General features: G+C 47.4%; 13 protein-coding genes. 7 read left to right on the top strand and 6 right to left on the bottom strand.

Going from position 1 to position 16,692, the window contains the following annotated elements; translation table 11 throughout:
* Positions 1 to 122 precede the first annotated feature (122 nt).
* From BN8899_RS19625 to BN8899_RS19635, 3 genes are all read right to left on the bottom strand, one after another.
* Positions 123 to 1,205: a trypsin-like peptidase domain-containing protein gene (locus BN8899_RS19625; RefSeq protein WP_018339043.1), complete on the bottom strand. Its 1,083-nt coding sequence runs from the start codon at positions 1,203 to 1,205 to the stop codon at positions 123 to 125.
* A gap of 22 nt (positions 1,206 to 1,227) precedes the next feature.
* The gene (locus tag BN8899_RS19630) at positions 1,228 to 2,562 is read right to left on the bottom strand and encodes a type III secretion system chaperone family protein (protein WP_065220611.1); all 1,335 of its coding nucleotides are present in this window, start codon (positions 2,560 to 2,562) and stop codon (positions 1,228 to 1,230) included.
* 118 nt (positions 2,563 to 2,680) lie between these two features.
* Positions 2,681 to 4,942, bottom strand: a complete 2,262-nt coding sequence (locus BN8899_RS19635) for a monovalent cation:proton antiporter family protein (protein ID WP_065220612.1) — start codon at positions 4,940 to 4,942, stop codon at positions 2,681 to 2,683.
* Positions 4,943 to 5,257: 315 nt separating this feature from the next.
* On the opposite strand from BN8899_RS19635, the gene BN8899_RS19640 reads away from it, so the two are divergent.
* The 3 genes from BN8899_RS19640 to BN8899_RS19655 all read left to right on the top strand — a co-directional run bounded on the left by BN8899_RS19640 (position 5,258) and on the right by BN8899_RS19655 (position 8,177).
* On the top strand, positions 5,258 to 5,524 hold the full coding sequence (locus BN8899_RS19640) for a GNAT family N-acetyltransferase (protein WP_018339046.1): 267 nt from the start codon (positions 5,258 to 5,260) through the stop codon (positions 5,522 to 5,524).
* A 288-nt stretch (positions 5,525 to 5,812) separates the two neighbouring features.
* Positions 5,813 to 7,036 carry a sensor histidine kinase gene (locus tag BN8899_RS19645; protein ID WP_187376964.1) on the top strand — a complete coding sequence of 408 codons (1,224 nt, stop codon included), beginning with the start codon at positions 5,813 to 5,815 and terminating at the stop codon, positions 7,034 to 7,036.
* A 220-nt stretch (positions 7,037 to 7,256) separates the two neighbouring features.
* The gene (locus tag BN8899_RS19655) at positions 7,257 to 8,177 is read left to right on the top strand and encodes a DMT family transporter (RefSeq protein WP_082987182.1); all 921 of its coding nucleotides are present in this window, start codon (positions 7,257 to 7,259) and stop codon (positions 8,175 to 8,177) included.
* 76 nt (positions 8,178 to 8,253) lie between these two features.
* Here BN8899_RS19655 and BN8899_RS19660 read toward each other — a convergent pair whose 3' ends face one another.
* The 3 genes from BN8899_RS19660 to BN8899_RS19670 form a co-directional block, all read right to left on the bottom strand.
* Positions 8,254 to 8,526 carry a hypothetical protein gene (locus tag BN8899_RS19660; RefSeq protein WP_018339050.1) on the bottom strand — a complete coding sequence of 91 codons (273 nt, stop codon included), beginning with the start codon at positions 8,524 to 8,526 and terminating at the stop codon, positions 8,254 to 8,256.
* 107 nt (positions 8,527 to 8,633) lie between these two features.
* Positions 8,634 to 8,972: a putative signal transducing protein gene (locus BN8899_RS19665; protein WP_018339051.1), complete on the bottom strand. Its 339-nt coding sequence runs from the start codon at positions 8,970 to 8,972 to the stop codon at positions 8,634 to 8,636.
* A gap of 78 nt (positions 8,973 to 9,050) precedes the next feature.
* Positions 9,051 to 9,998, bottom strand: coding sequence for a transporter (locus BN8899_RS19670; RefSeq protein ID WP_231932464.1), 948 nt, complete (start codon positions 9,996 to 9,998; stop codon positions 9,051 to 9,053).
* A 159-nt stretch (positions 9,999 to 10,157) separates the two neighbouring features.
* On the opposite strand from BN8899_RS19670, the gene BN8899_RS19675 reads away from it, so the two are divergent.
* The 4 genes from BN8899_RS19675 to gadC all read left to right on the top strand — a co-directional run bounded on the left by BN8899_RS19675 (position 10,158) and on the right by gadC (position 16,567).
* Positions 10,158 to 12,422 carry a sensor histidine kinase gene (locus tag BN8899_RS19675; protein ID WP_065220615.1) on the top strand — a complete coding sequence of 755 codons (2,265 nt, stop codon included), beginning with the start codon at positions 10,158 to 10,160 and terminating at the stop codon, positions 12,420 to 12,422.
* Positions 12,423 to 12,463: 41 nt separating this feature from the next.
* Positions 12,464 to 13,648: a class I SAM-dependent methyltransferase gene (locus tag BN8899_RS19680; protein ID WP_065220616.1), complete on the top strand. Its 1,185-nt coding sequence runs from the start codon at positions 12,464 to 12,466 to the stop codon at positions 13,646 to 13,648.
* An 83-nt stretch (positions 13,649 to 13,731) separates the two neighbouring features.
* Positions 13,732 to 14,931, top strand: a complete 1,200-nt coding sequence (locus BN8899_RS19685) for an MFS transporter (protein ID WP_065220617.1) — start codon at positions 13,732 to 13,734, stop codon at positions 14,929 to 14,931.
* 109 nt (positions 14,932 to 15,040) lie between these two features.
* Complete coding sequence (gene gadC, locus BN8899_RS19690) at positions 15,041 to 16,567, top strand: putative glutamine/gamma-aminobutyrate antiporter GadC (RefSeq protein ID WP_065220618.1); 1,527 nt, start codon at positions 15,041 to 15,043, stop codon at positions 16,565 to 16,567.
* Positions 16,568 to 16,692: the final 125 nt, after the last annotated feature.

Below are 16,692 nucleotides of genomic sequence, written 5' to 3' on the forward strand. Positions count from 1 at the left end.
CTTATTAGATTCTAGATTTGATGATTTTAGATTTAAAACAACCTCCTCCGGCATCCTCTGTATAGGGGGAGCCGGAGGAGGTTGTTTATATTAACTTCTAGCCAATCACTCGCCCAAAGCGATTAGATCGCATCTTTTTTAGCATACTCGGAGAACTCGCAGCCGAAGGTGTCGGACAGGTAGTTATCCAAATCGTCAGCCTTGAACGCCATATTCGTGAGATTCTTCTGAACTTCCTCGCCATACTCGGAGAAGACATCGGAGATGTGTACGCGGTAAGAGAGGTAAATCTGGTTACCGTCCAAGCCCAGCTGGTAAGGTTTCACGTCAGCGGAAAGCAAATAAGAAAGCACAGGTTCGAGGTTCTTCTTCGGCAACACGTTGATCGGCGAAGTGCAGAACAAGTACTGCCGCTGGTAAACGAACATACGAATCTCGGAACTTCCCTTGTGGAATACCCAGCTCTCGTAACCTACACGGGCGAGCACGGGGTTGATTCCCATTGCCTCGATCGCTTGCTCGCAGAAAACGGCAAGGTCAGTCAACGACCGTTCTTGGAACACGTTCTCCGGCAGTTTGTCACCGCACGAGGGGCAATATTCGTCCTCCTCGGAGATCAGCTCATCGCAACTGTCACATTGCACGTTAAACGTCGTGGTATCGAGTTCGCCGATTTGGTTGAGCAACTCGCGCAAAGATGCCGAAGGGATACCGAATCCCATATTATCGGCATTAGTGAGCTTGCTCGCGGTGATAGCCACCAGCTCGTTGCTGTCATTGAACATCGGTCCTCCGCTGTTACCGGGATTAACAGCCGCATCGGTCTGTATGTAATAACTGTCGTTTATCAACTGCCGGGGGGACGATACGGTACCCTCGGTCACCGTGAACGGCATCCCGAACGGATACCCCGCCACGTTGATTTTTTGCCCGATAGCAACCCCATCAAGCGCACCCAACGTGATCTCGGGAAGAGCCGAGAAATCCCCTTCTGCTTTCAACAAGGCAATGTCACGAGAGGGATTTACCAACACCACGCGAGCGTAAAACCTGTTCTTATCGTTATCTTGGAGGGCCACCTCGCGGAAACCTTCTACCACATGGTAATTGGTTACAAATAGATCATAGTTTTTCAGGTAAAAACAACTGCCTGATCCGCCGGCATGGTTTACTTTATAGACGGCATTAAATATATTCTGTTCCATAATGTCAAAATTTCATCCCTGTTTATTGATTGTTTCCCAACCCGGCTGCCAGCTCCTGCACTTGGCGCGTGTAATCTTCCATGCTGATCTGCCCTTGCATCATCTGCATCTGCAATGCCTGCACCTTGGCAAGGTATTCCTGCATACCGCCGCCCTGCATCATTTGTTGCATTGCCTGCTGCATATTCTGGGCAATTTGCGTCATGTCTACATTACCGAAGTCCATGTTATCATCGTCATCCGCATCAAGCTCGCCTTCCATAATGTTATCCATCGCCTCGTGGAGGATGGGAGCAGCCTCATCCCACGGCATAGCGGAAGTTTTCACCAGCGCACGTGTCACGACGGCGTTCACGTCATCCTGCACGTCGTTGTAGAAATACATCTCGTAGAACTTGTAGACAATCATAAGGCAGCACGTCATGTAATCGCGTGACTCGAACGCCTGCGTTGCCCGATCGTAAGTATTTTCGAAATTCTCCTGTATGTTCTTGAGGTTAGAACGGCGTTTCGGGGAGATAAAGGTTTCCACGAAATAAAGATCTTCCGCCAATTCCTCTTTCGTCATCGCCTGCAAGCGGGCAACCACGGATTTCCCGGCAATTACCACCTCGGGCAGCGGAATATCCTCACGATCCATCTCGGCAACCGCTTTGTTGAGGTCGTTGAGCAATTGTCCTTGCGGGTGGGCGTAATAAAGTATTTTTAAAAGAGTGGAATCGAGCACGTTCCATGCGAAACCGAACTTCCGGTCAGCCTCGAAGCCCTTCACGGCATCCATGCACTCGCGGCAACTCAACTGAATCACCTCGTACACGTTATCTAACGTTTCGGCATCGAAAGGAGTTACTTTAGGTTCATAAATTCGCTGCGCACCAAACTTGGTTTCGAACTCGTCATCATACTTGTCACCCGTGCGGCATATCTCTTCCAGCACGTAATACATCTTGTAAGGTTGTGCCAAAGCGAGCGGGCAACTGTACTCGAAATAAAGCCGCTCGTCATGTAACTCGATGCGTGCCAAATCCATATCGTTAAAGTTCAAGCCCGCCACTTGCCGAAGCAAAGGCACTCTTCCCTTTTCAGGTAAAGCGAGGAATGGCGCGGTGACGTACAACTGCCCGTCCTCTATCTTGATCGTTACCACGATAGAACCGTGCGGCACGTTGAACTCTGTCCCTGCCGGATTACCGTGTTTCTCCCGCAAATCCGGGTCCACGTAATCGAGGAGGGTATGGAATGCTTTCAAGTACTCCCCGTTCTCGAAGGCTTCCATGCTTTCGTCAAAGGCATCGACGTTAATCTTACTTTCCGTCGACGCTATCGTGGAAAGGTTGAATGTCAAGGTTTGTTTCATGACTTATAAGGAATTAAATAATTAATAACAATTCACGCGCCCATCCACGCCACATCACGTAGAGGCGGTTATAAAGGTGAGAAAAACAATCGAATATTAAAAGTGAAAAGTTGAAAAATTATTCACTACCCCGTATCATTCGCCGAATGTTATCCTTCTCTCCCACGACCCAAACGAGGTCACCATCCTGAAACACCGTATGTTTCGTCGGGTTCATAATCTCGTCGTCGTCCCGTTCAATACCCACGATCAAACAATTGTAGCGGTTACCCACGTTCGATTCGGCAAGGGTTTGTCCCCGGAAAGCGAAAGCCTCGTCCACAGTAAACGATTGCAAGGACACCTCCTCCGTCGTGATCCCGTCCTTGTTTTCCGCCTGTATCCGCTCCATGTCGGTCGAGAAATGCTGTATCTGCTCGTCCGTTCCCACGACCACCATCCGGTCTTGTGGATAAATCCGCTCCATCCTGTCGGGAATATTGATACGATGGTCGCCGCGAATAATCTCCACCACGCTCACCCCATAGCGCTCGCGGAAAGCAAGCTCGTCGAGAGGAAGCCCCGCGTAGGCGGAATTCGGAGAAACGGTGATTGCCGCCAAATGAATATCCTTGTCACTGAGATCACGGTGAAAACTCGATTTCAACGGATTTTTCCGCCGAGCCGCTTCCTCCCGCTGGTTCAAGTTCGTCATGAAACGCCGTTCCAGTTTCATGTAATGATTCAAATCCCGCCGGAAAAGCGTAATCAAAGCCACGATAGCCGCCGCAATGATAATCAGTACCCCATACTGGATATGGAAATAGCGAATCAACACCAGTGACACGAATAATATCGCCACGAATACCCGGAAAAGCACCAGCGGCACCAACCGTCCCCGGTTGTACTTGCTGTCGTTCCACAGGCTCATGAACAACTCCGGTGTGTTATTCTTGTTCGAAATCAAGGCGATCAGGAAAGGTGTCATCAACAACAACGTAACCACGGTAGTAACCACGTTATCGAGCACCACCGAATCCGGGAACTGTTCGATCATAAAAGGATGTATCACGTGCGTTGAAAGCAGAAATATTGCCGTCAACAATATACTATATATGGATACCCGTCCCAGGAAACTCTTCAGCAACCGTTTCCAGTCGCTCTCGTGATTGATCGTCTTCGCCCCCGAGGCGTAACGATCGAGGAAAAGGCACACCCGGTCGGGCAACACCCGGTACAGCCATCCGGCAAAAGGATCGGCAAGACGGATAAAATAAGGAGTCGTGAATGTCGTGATAACCGACACGGCAACGATAATCGGGTAAACAAAGTCATCAAGCACCTTCAGCGACACCCCCAGTGAGGCGATGATAAAAGCAAACTCCCCGATCTGCGCCAGGCTGAACCCAGACTTGACCGAAGTCTTCAACGTCTGTCCCGACAACAACACCCCGAGCGTCGAAAAGCAGGCTTTGCCCACGATAGTCACCAGCGTGATTACCGCCACTGGTAGGGCGTACTCCACGAGTACCGCCGGATCGACCAGCATCCCCACCGACACGAAAAAAATAGCCCCGAACAAATCTTTCACGGGCTTGATAATATGCTCGATATGTTCCGCCTCCACCGTTTCGGCAAGGATAGACCCCATGATGAATGCCCCGAGAGCCGCCGAGAATCCGGTTTCCGTCGCCAGCACCACCATACCGAGGCACAGCCCGAGAGCTATAATCAACAGCGTTTCGTCGTTCATCAGTCGCTTTACCTTCTTCAAAAACAGGGGAATAATGAATATTCCTATCAAGAACCAAAGCACAAGAAAGAAAACAACCTTCAACACGCTCATTGCCAGTTCCTCCCCGGCGAATTGCTGGCTGACCGCCATCGTGGAAAGCAATACCATCATCAATATCGCCACCAAATCCTCCACAACCAGCGTCCCGAAGACTATCCCCGTGAAACATTGACCACGCAGCCCCATATCATCAAACGCTTTTATAATAATAGTCGTCGACGACATAGAAAGCATTCCACCGAGGAAAATGCAGTTCATCGTTGACCACCCCATCGCGTACCCCACGAGATACCCGACGATCAGCATCGTCACCACCTCCGTGATTGCCGTGATAAACGCCGTCGATCCCACGTTCACCAGCTTTTTGAAACTGAACTCCAACCCCAGCGCAAAAAGCAGGAAGACTACCCCGATCTCCGCCCACGTGTTGATATTCCCGATGTCCCCCACCGTCGGAAATACCTGCACGTAAGGTCCCGCCAGCAACCCCGCCACAATATATCCCAGCACGAGGGGTTGCTTAAGCCATTTAAACAAAAGTGTAATAATCCCGGCGGATACTAAAATAAGTGCCAGGTCAGTAATCAAAGTCGGTAAATGAGACATGATCTATTCGTTTATGATTAGATTAATGAAGATTACAAATATATTCATAAAATAAATACGATAAAAGTACTTTCGACGTTACAAGAAACAATTGAAAATTAAATATGCAGAATTGCGGTTCATACACGGCATAAATTGTTGAAAAATCACGCAGGAATATAATGATAAACTCCCCCCTCCGGCTGACATTCGACAATTATAATTTCATATTCACCCTATATAGAGATCAGCCATGTAAAAAAAACGAACAAGATTGAAACTGCACATGGTAAAAAAACGTACACCAAGTAGAAATAAACTCAAAACACTCAAAATATGGAAATCACTCATAATGAACAAAAACATATGTTCGAAATTCAAGACGGCGGACAGGCAGCCGTTGTTGAATACAAGCCTTTTGATGGAGGCATCAACATTATCCACACGTTCGTGCCGAAATCCTTGCAAAGCAAAGGCTACGGGTCGGCACTCGTCAAACGTACCCTAGAATATGCAAAAGAAAAGAATTGGAAAGTGATTATCACTTGCCCCTTCGCCCGAGCCTACGTTGCCCGTCACAAAGAGTACGAGAGTGTGCTCTGAATCAAGTGTGTCGGGAATAACTTATCCCGAGCTCGGTTATGACTCAAAAACCGGATATAATAAATGTGCCGCATTGTCTCTGAATCACTGGCAATCAACACATAGAGTCACAAATCAAGCTACTATGGGACTTTTTCGTCAGAACGATTTCTTCAAAAAGATTGAAAATTTTAAAACGATCTTTTGGAACATCGGTAAATTATAACAAACTTTGTGGTGAATTTAGAAGCGTGTAGCATGAATGATTATATTATCATTACAATATTAATCGGCATTATTTTAATACTTATGAGCTTGTACTTACAAGCGAAGCAGGCAGTCTGCAAAAAAGGAAAAGAAGTAAAAGTATCAGGAGCATTATTTGATTTTATCCTGCAACACATCAAAGCGTATATTCTGGTAATCGACCGGGATTTTATTGTAGAAAGGACGAATTATTATACTATAACTAATACCCAAGACGATAAGCTGGAAAAACGGGTAGGCGAACTTCTCCGGTGCGTGAATTCTTTCCAAAAAGGATGCGGCAACGGGGAACTCTGTCAAACGTGCCCCATACGGGCTGCCATCACCGATGCTTTCCACGAGAAAAGAGATTTCACGAACTTGGAAGCCATTGTCAGCCTACGCATTTCCGAGAAAAAGTCGTTGAAATGCAACGTTTCCGTCTCGGGCTCCTACATGGACGTTAATCACCGTCCCCAAATGTTAATAACCATCCACGATATTACCGAGTTGAAACAAGCCCAAATCAGGCTACAAGACGCCCTGGACAAGACGGAACGCATCGAGAAATCGAAATTCTCGTTCCTTGAAAAACTAGGCAACGACATCAACGATCAGCTGAATTGCATCCTGGGATGGGCGAACCTCGTCAGCTCCGACAAGACGCTGACCGACAACCAGCGCAACGAGTACATGAATCTGATATACGAACATTCCGACCTGTTGTCGCATATGGCAAACGACGTGTTAAGGCTCGCCAAAATAGACGCACACAAGATAGACTTGCAAATGAGCACATTCTGCTTGTATGAATTCTGCCAAGACATTCTGCTGATACGCATGAACAATACCCACCCGAACGTGGAATTGTACATGGAGTGCGATACCCCTAAACTGCTCGTCTATACCGACCAGCAGAAACTCTTTCAAGTGATCGTCAACCTCTTGTCGAACGCACAAAAATTCACGAACCGGGGACACATCAGACTGGAATATTCCTTGAGCAAGGAACAGGACATGATAAACTTCGTTGTCGAAGATACCGGAAAGGGTATGCCGACAAGGATTCACGCCCACCTCTTCGAGCGATTCTACAAGGCAAACACCTTCACGGAAGGACCGGGACTCGGGTTAGCCATCTGTAAAGCTTACATCGAAGCCATGGGCGGCACCATCCAGTTTACCTCTGCCGAGGGACGCGGTACACGTTTCCATTTCTCCATCAAGAGGGAACCCATTCCCGCCGGAGATGCGGCTCTTGATATGTGTAAGGGACAAACGAATTAATCCGCAAGACTACGTTTTGTCATACTGAGCTTGTGAAAGATTTCCTGCAACAAAATTGTAAATCACGACAATTATCCCCGATCGATTTTAGATTTAATGATTGAGTCCTAGACGCAGGGAGATAGTTCAATCTAAAATCAAGAAATCTAAAATTATATAGAATCTCCAAATCAGTAAACCTTTTCTTCCTCGTTTCCGTTTACCCGAAAAATAGATGAAAATGGAAACAACCCGAAAACCGAAAGAGATCATAGGACATCTTATGGTCTTGTCCACGATAATCATATACAGTTTCAACACGAACTTCATGAAGATTCTCATGCCCACGTGGATAGGACCCCACGGGCTCGTGTTGCTCCGATGTGCAGTTATGGCGGCGGGATTCTGGTTGATCTCATGTTTTATCCCCATGAAAGGCAAAACCCAACCAACAAGGAAAGACATTTTGATGATGATGCTCGGGGGCGTACTCGGTATCGGGGGCAATCTACTACTCTATATCAACGGTTTGAACATGACCGGACCCGTCGACGCTTTCGTTATTCGTACCACACAACCGATCATCGTGATAGCCTTGGCTGTACTCCTGCTACACGCCTCTTTCAACTGGTACAAGGCAATCGGTATTGCCCTCGGGCTTGCCGGGACAATATACGTTTCCATCTCTCCCCATGCCGGAGCCGTCAAGGATTCAATCACGGGAGATGTTCTCATCTTCGTTTCGTCCGTGTTCAATGCCCTTTATCTCATCTTGATAAAACCTTATACTCAAAAATTCAACTCCGTCATTGTCATGCGGTGGATGAGTCTAGCGGCATTGATTATCACCCTGCCATTCGGTATCCATCAAGCCCTCACCGCACCGATATTCACTACCGCCGCACCGATACACGTGTGGCTCCAACTGGGCTTCGTGCTCGTGTTCGCCACCATGATTGCTTACTTCCTTAACCTGAAAGCACTCGTATACATCACTCCCTTCGTAGAAAGCGTGTACATCTACCTGCTCCCCATCACCGGAGCCACCGTTTCCATCCTCCTCGGGTTGCAGAAATTCTCGTGGCATGATCCAGTATCTCTTGTACTTATCATCGTCGGATTCATCCTGATAAACAAAAAGACTCGGACAGTTAAAAATTAAAAATTTAGTTATTGACGATTAAAATGATTTAGCAACAAAAAAATACCGGACTTTAACACTCCAACGAGATATGTGGCTATTTCAGATGCTTGATTTTCTCGTTCAACTCGTCCATTTGCAGGCGATGAGACTCCAAAGTTTCATGCATCTTTCTACGTGATTCGGGGTCATGCACGATTTCCGGGAACTCCACCAATAACGCCACAAGATTGGTCAAAGCGTTCGCTTCCTGCACGCTTGTGGTCAATATCTCTATATACAATTTTTTCTTTTCCTCGTCCGAGAACAACTCGTCCACTTCTTTTTTCAATTTCTCACTATCAATTTCCGGTAATTCCACTTCTTTCATAATTCCTTATCTTTTATATTTCCATTCCTTACCACAATCAAAACATTTGCGCAGGGTTCTGAACATCGGGAACACACCCCCTAATAAAGCATACACAGCTCTAATAATCACGTCCGGATCTTCTGCTTGCCGATATTTTCAGAATGACAAAACGGACAAGTATCAAGGCTTATCGCCATCACACGATCCACCAGCTGCACCTCATCCTCCGGTACCAAGTCTGCCGGATGAATATATCCGCCCTCCGACAAAAAAAGCACACCCGCTTCCCAATCCTGATCGCAGATCAGCAACTTGACACCTCCCGCCGAATGCAGCGCAAAGTTATACATTTGCACCAGCTCGTCTTCGATCATGGCATTTATCCCTAGCGACTCAAGATAAGCCTTTGCCATATGGGCATCTTGGGGATTGGTAAAAGTCCGTATTACATTCCAATTATCCATTATATCGTGTATTAATCCACAAAACGACAACATGGACGCAAGTTAGTATAATTTAACGAGAATACAAAACTTTAGATATTACAATCGCCCGTCCCCAACGCTATTTACAGCCTTTCTCTTCCGGTATAACTGATAGGCATTAATACTATTTTGCCATAGGACGTATGCCGCCGGACCAATAGAAGAAAGAGGCGACAGGTAAACTTGTGCCATCCAAATAGCTAGGATTGTATTCTTTTGTCCCAATCCCTGTCCTCCGGCAATCGTCTCTCCATATTTTTTCCCGATCCAGCGACCGAGAGCGAACTGCACGGCACAAAGCAACAGCGCAGCAAAAGCCATCAGAAATTCTTCACCGTAATTTTTGCTATCCTGCTGCATGATGAAGAATACCGTCCGCCCAGTGACAATCGTCAATGCCAGCGACCACAAGTAAAATGAAATACTTTGGCGGGCACGCAGCATCTTATGCACGGAAGGGACAAAATACTCTAGTACCCAAGCCCCGGCAAGAGGCAGCAACAACAAGGGTCCCACTTGACTGCAAATATGCCATACAGACTGACCAAACGATAAATCCCCCTGTGCTCCTACCAACGAGAATACAAGCGGTGCAACTACCGCCACGCACAAGTTACTCACCAGCGTATAGCTCGCCAGACAAGGCACGCTACCCCCGAGCATCCCTGTGATTACAGTTGCCGCTACCGCAGTGGGAGCCAACACGCATATTAGCATAGCTTCCGCCAACACCCGGTCGAAACAACAAATCGCCCCATACACAACAAGACTCCCGAAAACCTGTATCGCCAACATCCACGCGTGCAAACGGGTAAAACGCATCTCACGTATCGACAAACGACAACACGTAATCAACAACATGATCGATATCAAGTAAGGGGTCAAAAAAGCAAACAAGTTGAAAAAGGAGTAGAATATACCCCCGCCTAGCATCGCCAATGGCAACATCCATGTTTTTAATCGTTCCAGCACGTCAGTATTGATTTTTGTCCCGCAAAGGAACATCGAATTCACCAATAATCCAAAATTAATCCGTCCCTTTCTCCCACCCAGCAACGATTTTCATACCAAATCGTAGCAATATAGGATTATTTTGTTACTTTTGTAAACCAATTGATCGGCTATTTAGAATTTTAACTAGAGTCCCAAAAAACGTGTATGATTATGCCAACAACAGGTAACACCATAATCTCCAACTGTGAATTAGAATGCCTGCGAGAAAAAGCGCTTATTCTCCAAGAACTACAAAAGACCGCCAAAATAGGATGGTGGAAAGTGAACTTTGAAACACACCAGATCGTATGTTCGGATTATATTACAGACCTGCTCGCTCTCGAAAGCAACACACTCACAGTGGATCAGTTACTGGAATTGATTAACGAGAACTACCGCCAACGAGTGGTCGAAAATCTCGTGCACCTAAAAAAACTGAACTATTACGACGAGATTTTCCCCATCATGACCCGGTACGGGGAAATGTGGATACATTCCAGAATCGGGAACAAGGTGATAAGCCAAAATGGGACTATCATCGCTATCGGGTATTCCAAAATACTAGAAGAAGAAGAAGAAGAAAACATTTTCATGTCAGAGGAGAAAGAAGAAAGCCAGTTAAAGGAACTGATGCTGCGCCAGTACTCCCTGTCACAATCTTTATCCAATTTTTTGAAGACTCCGGATTCCGATCAAGTCATCACCGATACGCTAAAAGAAATACTAAGACAATTCGACGGAGACAGAACCTATATATTTAAATACAACAAAGCAAACGACACGCAAAGCTGTATCTACGAGGCAACACGCCCCAACGTGAAACCGGAAATAGACACGCTGCAAAACATGGATATTAACCGGAACGGGTGGTGGAGCACACAAATACTCAATAACATCTCGATCGTTATCAACCACCTTGACGAACTGCCTCCCGAGGCGGAACCCGACAAGCTAACGCTAGCACGCCAGAACATCGCTTCCCTGCTGATCGTTCCCCTCGCTTCAAGTGACGGCATCTGGGGATACATGGGAATAGACATCGTCGACCATCCCCGGATGTGGAGTCATATAGACAAAGAATGGTTCTTCGCAATCTCGAATATCATCAACATCTGCATCGAGCTGCGAGCCTCGGAAAAAGAAGCCCAAGAACAACGGGAACACCTGCAAAAGCTATATGACTATATGCCGATCGGGTACCTTCGCCTGCAAATGTTGTACGACGAGAAGGGGGAAGCCCGCGACTTCAAATACCTCGACTCCAACCCCGCGTTCAGCAAAATATCGGGCACTCCCCTGAACCATTTCACGGGAAAAACCGCAAAGGAATTCGGCATCAAAGATATAAACACCATACATAACCTGCATAAACTTTCCACAAGCAAAGAGATCAGGGAAAGTACCCGGGTCATGAAAGAAACGGGTGTACAATACCGTTTGATCCTCTACTCCCCGGGAGAAGGAGAAATTGTGGCTTTATTCACGGACATCACGGAACAGATGAAAGCGATCAAAGCCCTCCGCCACAGCGAAGAAATGCTCCGCAACATATACAAGAACATCCCCGTGGGTATCGAGATTTATGACAAGAACGGGGATCTTCTTGACTTGAACGAAGTCGAAAGCGAGATGTTCGGCTTCAACCGGAAAGAAGACGTGCTCGGGGTCAACTTGTTTGAAAACCCCAACCTCCCGCGGGAAAAACTAGAAGAACCGCGCCAAGGCAAAGAGATTATGTTCCCGCTTACCTACAAATTCTCGAATGTAGACAAGGTATATTACAACACGAAATACTCGGGGGACAAGAAACTAACCGTGAAGTGCACCTGTCTTTACGACACAAACCACAATATCGAAAACTACCTGCTTATCGTGATCGACAACACGGAGACATTCAAGACCTATCGCAAGATCGAAGCCGGGACATTCGACATCACCCTCGCCGATTTCGACGTCAACCAATTGTGCGAGGAAGTGGTTTACTCTCTTGTCATGAAACTATCATCGAACGTGACGCTCTCGTTTGAAGACCGCATCCCGCAATGTTTCCTCCATAGTGACAGGAACCGGATTTTTCAAATCCTGTCCAACTTTATCAATAACGCCATCAAATTCACGGAGAAAGGAAACATCCGCCTTGGGTATCGCATCACAGGCGAACAGATCAAATTCTACGTGGAGGACACGGGTATCGGAATCCCACCAGAGAACACCAAGCACATTTTTGAACGCTTCGTGAAACTCAACTCGTTCATACATGGCACGGGATTGGGGTTGCCTATATGCAAAAGCATTATCGAGAAACTAGACGGAAAAATTGGCGTGGAATCCACTGTTAGCAAAGGCTCATACTTCTGGTTCACCTTGCCGTATAACCCGGATCTGCAACTGACAACTCATGGATTTGACGAACAATCGTTGTTTATACTGGATTAATTTCCTTATTTTTGCACGAGTAAAAAACAACGCCCGACACGATGCCATTGTCTTCAGAAATACTCGACTTTGTCCGGGAACACCTTGACGATGACCCGAACAAACTGCAATTCCAGAAAAAGAACTACCCGGACAACCGGGTAGCCATTGCCGTGGAACAGATACGGGCACGCGAAAGAGTCAGAACCAAACTTCCCTCGTGGTACGCCAACACAGCCGTATTCTACCCCTCGGAACTGGCAACGGAGCAATGCTCCTCGGAACTCACGGCGAACTACAAAGCACGACTCATGACAGGTGACACACTCTGCGACCTCACGGGAGGGATGGGCGTCGATTCCTATTTTTTCTCCCGTGCCGCGAGCCACGTGACTTACGTCGAACAGAATCCCCTCTATTGCGAGGCGGCACGCTATAATTTCCAAATTCTAGGGACTGAAAATATCGAGGTTATCAACGAGGACGCCACACGAGTAGCGGGTACGCTGGCAGCGGAAACCTATTACATCGACCCTTCCCGGCGGACACGTGACAACCGACGCATCTTCGCCCTTGCCGACTACGAACCTAACGTACTGGAAATAAAAGAACAACTTCTAACCCGAGGCAAACGCTTGATCGTGAAAATGTCCCCCATGGAGGATATTACCGCCGTCGCTTCCCTCCTGCCCGAAACGACCGACATCCACGTGCTGTCCGTTAAAAATGAATGCAAGGAACTCCTGTTCGTGCTGGAAGCGACTCCCGCGAACAAAGCGATCACCGTTCATACCGTCAACTTTGCCTCCACCGGAACAGAACAATACTTCGCGTTCACGCCGGAAGAAGAAAAGGAAGCCCCCTCCCGCCTGACCGATACCGTGGGGAAATACCTCTACGAGCCCAACAGTTCTATACTGAAAAGCGGAGCATTCAAGCTCCCGGCTATCCATTACAATCTAAGCAAGCTACACCAGCATAGCCACCTGTACACGGGAGACACGCTTGTCAACGACTTCCCCGGCAGGATATTCCAAGTTCAAGAAGTCTTTGACTTCTCAAGCAAATGGCTCAAGCAGATCGCCAAGACCCTCCCGAAAGCCAACATTACCACCCGCAACTTTAAAATATCCGCGGATGAAATCCGTTCCCGCGGCAAGATCAAAGACGGCGGCAATACTTACCTGTTTGCAACAACGCTGAACAACGGCAAGGCGGTCATCATACAAGGAGAAAAACCTTATTGATTTAATTTTAAACTCTAAACTTCTTTCGTTTCTAACTTTTTTCTTGTCAAATCGTATAGGGACTAAAACTAAACGAAACCAAAATGAAAACACAGACAGGTCATGGCACGATCTCGCTCACCGCACTTCTTGCCATTTACTCTATTTCTATGGTCACTTCTCTTCCCGGGCTGGCGATCTCACCCATACTAGGCGATCTTCAACATATATTCAAAGGAGCAAGCGACCTGGAACTCCAAATGTTAGAATCTCTTCCCTCGTTTATTATCGTTCCTTTTATCTTGCTGGCAGGACGACTATCCTTGCACGTCAACAAGAAAAAGATACTCATTATAGGACTGGCTATTTTCTTCGGTTGTAGTATCATATACCCGTTCAGTAATTCTCTGTCATTATTACTCGTGGTCAGCGCCTTGCTTGGAGTGGGAGCAGGAATGATTATCCCCTTCTCCACTGGACTTATCGCGGATAATTTCACCAAACGATACCGCACAAGGCAACTAGGTATAGCCTCCTCGATCACGAATCTGACCCTCGTGTTGGCAACCTTCCTCGCCGGAGTACTCGCGGACATCAACTGGCACTACGCTTTTCTGGTGTACTGTCTGTCCGGAATCTCGCTCCTGTTTGCCTTCAAGCTCAAATCGACCCCACCACCAGTGACTCCCCTGAGAACCATAACCGCCACAACTACCTCTACAAAACATCAGTGGCCAGTTGCGCTTATGCTACTTTACTACTTTATTACCTTTCTCGTTGTAACCGTGCCATTTAACCTCTCGATTTACATGGAAACCTTAAAACACTATAAAGACCCGGACATATCCGGTACGCTCATATCCGTGTTTTTCCTTGCCATGACCATTCCAGGAGTCTTCATCAATAACATTATTTCGGGATTAAAAACAAACACTAATTTTATAGCCCTTTGCTGCATCACCCTCGGCTTCGTTTTATTCATACTGAAAGCCGGGCTGGTAATACTGACTATCGGCATCCTGCTCATCGGTTTGGGATACGGGTGCATGCAGCCAATCATATATGACAAGACGTCTGCCAGTACCGAAGAATCGCACGCGACTTACGCCCTAGCACTCGTTATGTCAATGAATTACGTGGCGTTAATTACCTACCCGTTTATCACACAATGGTTGCAGGATTTGTTCTCCACGGACGCTTCCTACTTCCCGTTCCTATTAAGCATGATACTGGGCGGGGCGTTCACCGTGTATGCCTATTTTAGAAGAAACAGTCCCGCACTCGGGATGCAAATGCAAAGTTAAATATCGCGAGGGGAATAACCTTCATTTGTTAACTCCCGTATTTACCGCATGCAAGAGTGCAGAATAGACTAACCATAATTTATATAATTCTAAACTAAATTAATTTAAGATGACAACAAATTCAAACACGAAAAGTACCGCGATGAAGCTCGGCGTAATGACCCTGGCGATCATGAACGTCGCCGCGGTAGTGAGTCTCCGTGGTCTTCCGGCAGAAGCCGTCTACGGATTGAGTTCCGCGTTCTACTACTTGTTCGCGGCTATTGTATTCTTGGTTCCCACGGCACTGGTTGCAGCCGAACTTGCCGCCATGTTCTCCCAAAAAGAAGGTGGAGTTTTCCGTTGGGTAGGTGAAGCTTACGGGAAACGGGTCGGCTTCCTCGCGATCTTCCTGCAATGGATCGAGAGCACAATTTGGTATCCTACCGTACTGACGTTCGGTGCCGTGTCTATCGCTTACATCGGTTTGGACACCTCGGAGGATGCACTTCTTGCCTCCAACAAAATCTTTACACTAGTAACCGTGTTGGCCATCTACTGGATCGCCACGTTTATCTCCCTGAAAGGATTGGGATGGGTAGGTAAAGTTTCCAAAATCGGAGCCATGGTCGGAACTATTATCCCGGCAGCGTTACTGATTATCTTCGGTATTATTTACATCTCCACCGGGGGACACAACAACATGGACATGAGCCAAGGTTTCTTCCCCGACTTAACCAACTTCGACAACCTCGTGCTCGCCTCGGGCATCTTCCTCTTCTACGCGGGTATGGAGATGATGGGTATCCACGTAATGGACGTGAAAGCCCCCGCCTCCAAGAACTACCCGAAAGCCATCTTTATCGGCGCGGGTATCACCGTTATTATCTTCGTGCTAGGTACATTTGCCCTCGGTTTGATTATCCCGGCAAAAGACATCAACCTGACACAGAGTTTGCTGGTCGGCTTCGACGGTTACTTGAAATACCTGCACATCAGCTGGGCTTCACCCGTGATCGCCATTGCCTTGATGTTCGGTGTGCTGGCTGGAGTATTGACATGGGTTGCCGGTCCTTCCAAAGGTATTTTCACCGTGGGCAAGGCCGGGTATTTGCCCCCGTTCTTCCAAAGGACCAACAAAATTGGTGTACAAAAGAACATTCTTTTTATCCAGGGAGCCGTCGTTACCATTCTGGCACTCTTGTTCGTGGTGATGCCTTCCGTGCAATCTTTCTACCAAATCCTGTCACAGTTGACCGTACTATTGTACCTCATCATGTACTTGCTAATGTTCTCCGCGGCAATCGTCCTTCGCTACAAGATGAAGAAAGCAGAGCGTCCCTTCGCCATCGGCAGGAAAAGCAATGCCGGGATATGGATCATCGGCGGGCTCGGTTTCTGCGGAGCCTTGTTGGCATTCGTTCTGAGCTTTATCCCGCCATCACAGATAGACGTGGGCAGCACCACCGTTTGGTTCTCCGTGCTTATCATCGGTTGCGTCGTGGTAGTAGCCACCCCGTTCATCATCTACGCTTCGCGTAAACCGTCCTGGAAAGACCCGAACGCGCAAATCGCACCTTTCCACTGGGAAGAACAACCGGTACAAGCCGCTCCCGCGCAAGCAACAACGACAAAAACAAACACAACAACAAAATAGTTTATAAAGTCCGCAAGGTCACGGGTGTCCTTCGGACAGTGTTTAACTGGCAGCTCCAGCTGCCGTGAGCAAAGCGCCCCGCAGGGGTCTATTGACCTTATAGACCTTACGGACTTTATAGACTC

The sequence above is a fragment of the Butyricimonas sp. Marseille-P2440 genome, from assembly GCF_900091675.1.
In the GTDB taxonomy this organism is placed as follows: Bacteria; Bacteroidota; Bacteroidia; order Bacteroidales; family Marinifilaceae; genus Butyricimonas; species Butyricimonas synergistica.

Excerpts from the sequence above, each read along its gene's own strand:
- BN8899_RS19675 (WP_065220615.1), top strand. The coding sequence starts at position 10,158 with ATGCCAACAACAGGTAACACCATAATCTCCAACTGTGAATTAGAATGC.
- BN8899_RS19660 (WP_018339050.1), bottom strand. The coding sequence starts at position 8,526 with ATGAAAGAAGTGGAATTACCGGAAATTGATAGTGAGAAATTGAAAAAA.
- BN8899_RS19635 (WP_065220612.1), bottom strand. The coding sequence starts at position 4,942 with ATGTCTCATTTACCGACTTTGATTACTGACCTGGCACTTATTTTAGTA.
- gadC (WP_065220618.1), top strand. The coding sequence starts at position 15,041 with ATGACAACAAATTCAAACACGAAAAGTACCGCGATGAAGCTCGGCGTA.
- BN8899_RS19645 (WP_187376964.1), top strand. The coding sequence starts at position 5,813 with ATGAGCTTGTACTTACAAGCGAAGCAGGCAGTCTGCAAAAAAGGAAAA.
- BN8899_RS19655 (WP_082987182.1), top strand. The coding sequence starts at position 7,257 with ATGGAAACAACCCGAAAACCGAAAGAGATCATAGGACATCTTATGGTC.
- BN8899_RS19630 (WP_065220611.1), bottom strand. The coding sequence starts at position 2,562 with ATGAAACAAACCTTGACATTCAACCTTTCCACGATAGCGTCGACGGAA.
- BN8899_RS19640 (WP_018339046.1), top strand. The coding sequence starts at position 5,258 with ATGGAAATCACTCATAATGAACAAAAACATATGTTCGAAATTCAAGAC.
- BN8899_RS19680 (WP_065220616.1), top strand. The coding sequence starts at position 12,464 with ATGCCATTGTCTTCAGAAATACTCGACTTTGTCCGGGAACACCTTGAC.
- BN8899_RS19670 (WP_231932464.1), bottom strand. The coding sequence starts at position 9,998 with ATGTTCCTTTGCGGGACAAAAATCAATACTGACGTGCTGGAACGATTA.
- BN8899_RS19685 (WP_065220617.1), top strand. The coding sequence starts at position 13,732 with ATGAAAACACAGACAGGTCATGGCACGATCTCGCTCACCGCACTTCTT.
- BN8899_RS19665 (WP_018339051.1), bottom strand. The coding sequence starts at position 8,972 with ATGGATAATTGGAATGTAATACGGACTTTTACCAATCCCCAAGATGCC.
- BN8899_RS19625 (WP_018339043.1), bottom strand. The coding sequence starts at position 1,205 with ATGGAACAGAATATATTTAATGCCGTCTATAAAGTAAACCATGCCGGC.